The organism is Humibacillus sp. DSM 29435 (assembly GCF_001758225.1).
Classification (GTDB): domain Bacteria; phylum Actinomycetota; class Actinomycetes; order Actinomycetales; family Dermatophilaceae; genus DSM-29435.
Genome location: NZ_MAST01000039.1, coordinates 1 through 5057 on the forward strand (window position 1 = coordinate 1; position 5057 = coordinate 5057).

A 5057-nucleotide genomic window follows, 5' to 3' on the forward strand; every position below is an offset into this window, starting at 1 on the left:
AAGCCGGCGCGGGCCAGGCACCCGCCCGGACCAAGTTGCGTCGGCTGTTCGCTATAGGCCGCCACGCCACGTGAAGAGCCGAGCCGGTAACCGATGTCTTGGGGGCGGGCCGACGCCAATGCCGGGCGCAGGACACTCGCGCGGCGCAGCAGAGCACGCCGCCCCGCCGCGGCCGCTACCTGGGCGCCTGACGCGCAGCCCGTGAGCATGGTGTGGGAGGTGGATCGGCGACGCCAGAACCACAGAACCGGAACCAGTGCCACTGACGTCACGACAACGGTGGCGGCCCAGTACACCCACGCGGGACCCACCGAGGGGCCGAACGCTGACGCCGGCGCCATCGGGTTGGCGAGCAGCAAGACCGGCCCCACCGCCGTCAACGATGGCGGACCCGAGCCCGTGAGAACCGAGGCGACTACCGCACCACCGGACGGGTGTTGGTGGCCACCAACAACGACGCCGCCGGGCGCAAGGCCGCGGAAGCGGACTACTGGAAGCTCACCGCCCGCGGGGCGGACCCCCGGACCCTGGTCATCCCCGGCGCGAACGACCCCGCCGAGCTCTACCAACACCACCCCGACCTGCTGGCCACCATGCTCGACCTCGGGGAACAAGCCCCCTGCCTGGCGCAGTCCCTGATCGACACCCGCATCAACGCCTGGGGCGCCGACCTGGACAAGCAGTGGGTCCACGCCCGCCTCGGCGCCGCCCGGCACTGCGCCGCCGTGATCGCGGCATTGCCACCTGAACAGTGGGACGACCAAGTCGCCTACACCGCCAACCGGATCGGCGAAGACCGGCCCGTGCAGATGATATACACCGAAGTCATCGCCGCCGCCATCAACTACGACTTCACCGCCGACCACCACCCACCGGCCGAGCAAGGCACCGCCGCAGTCAAACTCGCGGACCTCGCCGCCCGCCTCGGACAGCGGCAAGCCGCCCTCGCCAACCGCCGGGCCCGTGACGAGGCCTTCAAAACCGTCGCCGATGCCATCCGCACCCCCGCCCAGGGCGCGGACGACCAGACCACCGCGGCCGCGGCTGAGGACGCCCGCCGGGCCGAGAAACGACGCCGCGACAAACAACGCCGACACGACCCCCGCAAAGACGGACCCATCACCAGAGGCCCCTCCCTGCGCTAGCCCCGTCCAGGGCCGGTTGGCATGCTGGCACCCATGGTCTACCCCTGACGGCCACTCCCAACACTACTGCCGCGCTTCGTCGGCACCGCCACCACGAGGCACACCCAGGCTCAGCGCGACGCCCTGCGAACTGGGTTACTCCGGGCACTACTTGTTCGCCACTTGGCCGGGTCGAGCAGGGCGAAGACTACTAACTGTCCGCGCCTGCGTGTCCGTGCGGAGACCGCACTAGAGTCGCGCAGGTGACCCGTCGATGAGCAAGCTGGATGACATGCGCGCTATGCGCGAAGCCCGCTACGAGACCCCCAGGCCAAGTGCCGCAAAGCCCAGCGAAGCGCCGGAGGCAAAGAGGAAGGTGCCCACCCCAGGCGAGTTGTCAGGGCCCGTTCCCGCACCTGCGCAAGCCGGGCTGTGCGGGCATCGGGCCATCAGCCGCCGCGCTTGCACTCGCGACAAGGGGCACTCGGCCAAGAGCCACCGCTACTTCTAGCCCCACCCGTGCCAGGAAGAAACTTGCCCCCGCTGTCGACGTAGCAGCTGGGCCGTCGGGTGCTCGTCGTCGACGCTGACCCGCAAAGGCAACCTCACCGACGCTCTCGGCGCAGAGAATCTGCCTGCTGATGTGGCTGGCCTAGCCGATGCCCTCTCGAGCCGATCCGCCGCGAGCATCGCCGACGTGAGCGTGCCGAGCATTTGGCAGGGGGTAGACCTGGTGCCCGCCGGGGGAGACGTGCTCGAGAACGTCCGCGATGACCGTGTCAACCCAACTTGGACCCACAGGGACGGGGAAAGCTGGCCCCACATGACTGTCTTTGGCGGCTCAGATTGTCGCTGAGATTGGGGCGCACCCGGGGGGACACGAGCGGCCTCGCTGCACCACCGCTCGGGCTCGCTAGCGTGCGGGTGGCTCGAGGCCATTACCGTCGCGCTGTGCCGATAGCGGTGGCGCCGGCGGGGTGGCTTGGGGTGATCTGGCCGTCGGTGATGTGGATGGTGTGGTCGGCTTGGGCCGCGATGGTGGGGTCGTGGGTGGCGATCATGATGGTCACGCCTTCGGTGTCGCGTAGTCCGAGGAGAAGAGCCAGGATTTCGGCGCCGGTGTGGGAGTCGAGGTTGCCGGTGGGTTCGTCGGCCAAGATCAGGCGGGGGCGCCCGATCAGGGCGCGGGCGATCGCGACGCGTTGCTGCTGCCCGCCCGACAGTCGGGAAGGGAGGGAGTTCTCGCGGCCGGCGAGCCCGACCTGGGCCAGTAGCGCGGCGGCGCGGGTCTTCTTGTCGAAGTCGGTGGGGTAGGGCAACACGGCGGCGGTGACGTTGTCCAGGGCGGTCAGGGCCGGCAGCAGGTTGTAGCGCTGGAAGACGAACCCGATGCCGCGCCGGTACCGGGCCAGGGCGCCCCGGGTCAGCGTGGTGACCTCGGTGTCATCGACGGTGATGGTGCCGGCGTCGGGGCGGTCGATCGCACCGATGAGGTGCAGCAGGGTCGACTTGCCTGACCCGGAGGGGCCGGTGACGGCGATGATCTGGCCGGGTTCCACGGTTAGGTCGATGCCGTCGGCGGCGGTGATGGTGACCTCGGGGGTGAGCTGGTAGCGCTTGGCCAACCCCCGCACCACCACCCTGGCTCCCGCGGCTACGGCGGGTTTGCCCACCCGAGCAGCAGCGTCTTCACCCCCCTCGGGGTGGTTGGGCTGCTGGGTGCCGGTAGTGGCGGGAGGGTTCCGTCGTGGCAGACCGATCATGGGTGGGGTCTCCTTCCCTGACGACGATGGTGGGTGCGGAACGGGGTCAGCGCGCGTGGGTGGGGGTCATTCTTCGGCGATGACTTCGGTGGTGGGCAGCCGGCGCAGCGCCAGGGTGGGGGCCAGGGTCGCGGCGGCCGCGGAGAGGGTGCCGACCACGGCAGCCGCAGCGAACGCGGCCAGCAGGGTGGGGGTGATCGGGGCGCCGAGCAGGCGCACCACCCCGAGGCCGGCCCCGGCCCCGACCAACGACCCGGCCAGCCCGATCAGCAGCCCTTCGTAGGCCACGAGCCGGGACAGGGGCCCTTCACCCCACCCGATCGCCCGCAGGGTCGCGAACTCGGCGGCGCGTTCTTTGAGGTTGAGGTAGACCACGTCGGCGACGGAGAAGATCCCGAGGGCGACCATCGCGACCACGGCGGCGACGTCGACCCCGCGGACCTGGACGGTGACCGCGTCCCCGAGCAGGGTCCCGGTGACGGCGCCCTGGAACGCGAGGGTGATCCCGGCCAGCACGGCCAGGGCCGCGACCCCGACCGCGAGACTGGCCGCGCCGAGCAGGCTCCGGGCCGGGACCCGGCGTAGGTTCGTCACCGCGAGGGAGAACACCCCCCGGACCGGGCGGGCCCGCCGGGTCGAGGCGATCGCCGGGCGGACTGCCGCGCCCGGGTCAGCGCGGGCGGCGCGGACCGCGGGGATGATCCCGGCCAGGATCGCCAAACCGGTCGCCGCGGGGATTGCCAGGGCGGCTCTTGCTGGGGAGATGTCCAGGCCGCTGACCCACGCCACCGGGAAGGACAACACCGCCCCGGCGGTGCCGGCGACCACCCCGATGAGGGCCAGTTCGGCCAGCACCATCCCGGCCAGGCGGGGTGGGGACCACCCGATGGATGCCAACACCCCCAGCTCGGTGCGCCGGGCCCGCACGGCCGCGGAGGCGGCGTTCACGACGGTCAGAGCGCACACCAGCAGGATCAGGCCGAACAGGGCCACGCTCTTGGTGTCGACCGCCTTCACGATCTCTACGGCGACGCCCTTCTTCGTCCAGTTCTCCGCCAACGCCAGCTCCGGGCGGCCCAAGGAACCGGCGGGCAAGGTGGTGCGCACCGGGGCCGGCGAGGACCCGACCGTGATGTCGACCCGCAGCCCCAGCGCCTCCAAACGCCGGGCCACAACCCGGACCCGTTCGCGCGAGACGGGGTCGATCCCGGTCACCCCGGCCACGCGGACCCGGATAGCGGAGATCGGGTGGGTATTCGTGTCCACCCCCGAGGTCGAGAGCAGGTTGGGGGGTAAGTAGGTGGGGTTGGTGAACGCGTCAATGCTGGCCATCGTGGTCAACATCAGCGGTGGGGCTTGGACGTACCCGGCGATGTTCTCGTTCGGCGCGAGGGTCTGCCCTTTCAACAAGGCTTTGGACCGTTCGTCCGCCCCCGAGACCGGGGGCGCCTCATACGAGGTCGGCATCCGCGAGAGCACCGGCCCCAGATCGAGCTTGCCCGGGTCGAACGACCCCACACGCTTGACACGGGGGACCGGGATGTTGGCATTGGTCAAGGTGTCGCTATCTCGGTTGGCCACCTTCCGAAACCAGGTATCTTTTAGATCCAAAGGGACCCGCCGTTGCTCTACTTGCCCGACCTGTTCGCCAGAAAGCTTCGAGATGGGGTCGGCGGGGACCGGCTCCGCGGTGAGAACACCGCCCGCACCGCTGTTAAAGGCGACCGGGCCGGGTTGAGTGTAGTTACGCACTTCGGTGCCGCCGGAACGGCTCAGCAGGGTTCCTAGCTCGGCGAGAGCCGCCTGGGAGTCGACTTTCGTCCGTGAGATGACCTGCCCCGGTATCGGGGTCAAGGCTTTGAGCCGCTGCTTGGAGTTACCGCCAGTAGTCATCAGGGCGACACCCTGCGGGCCTAGCTTCTCGACGACCACCTCGTCCACGTCGTTGGTGTAAGCCTTCGACGAGAGGAGTACGGGCACGTCGAGGGTCGGTAGTTCGGAGGCGTCACCCAGGGTGCCGGGCCGGACTCGATCAGGAGCGGTCAGGGCCCGCCCGGAAGAGACCGCGCGCGGGAGGTCGACTAGGGCGTGTCTGCTAAAGATTCGGGGTTGGGTCGGGAATGGTGGCACTCATGCTTCGTGATGGTGTGATCAGTGACGAGCTGTGGGA

At 69.9% G+C, this 5057-nt stretch carries 3 protein-coding genes; 1 reads left to right on the forward strand and 2 read right to left on the reverse strand.

Annotated elements, in window-relative coordinates:
* Window positions 1–440 precede the first annotated feature (440 nt).
* The gene (locus BA895_RS18010) at window positions 441–1145 is read left to right on the forward strand and encodes a hypothetical protein (protein WP_139142759.1); all 705 of its coding nucleotides are present in this window, start codon (window positions 441–443) and stop codon (window positions 1143–1145) included.
* A 917-nt stretch (window positions 1146–2062) separates the two neighbouring features.
* On the opposite strand, the gene BA895_RS18015 is transcribed toward BA895_RS18010, so the two are convergent.
* On the reverse strand, window positions 2063–2887 hold the full coding sequence (locus tag BA895_RS18015) for an ABC transporter ATP-binding protein (RefSeq protein ID WP_083283519.1): 825 nt from the start codon (window positions 2885–2887) through the stop codon (window positions 2063–2065).
* A gap of 66 nt (window positions 2888–2953) precedes the next feature.
* Window positions 2954–4468: an FtsX-like permease family protein gene (locus tag BA895_RS18020; protein WP_139142760.1), complete on the reverse strand. Its 1515-nt coding sequence runs from the start codon at window positions 4466–4468 to the stop codon at window positions 2954–2956.
* Between the last annotated feature and the right edge of the window lie 589 nt (window positions 4469–5057).

Bases quoted from the DNA above. Each gene is read 5' to 3' on its own strand.
- BA895_RS18015 (WP_083283519.1), bottom strand. From the start codon at position 2,887: ATGATCGGTCTGCCACGACGGAACCCTCCCGCCACTACCGGCACCCAG.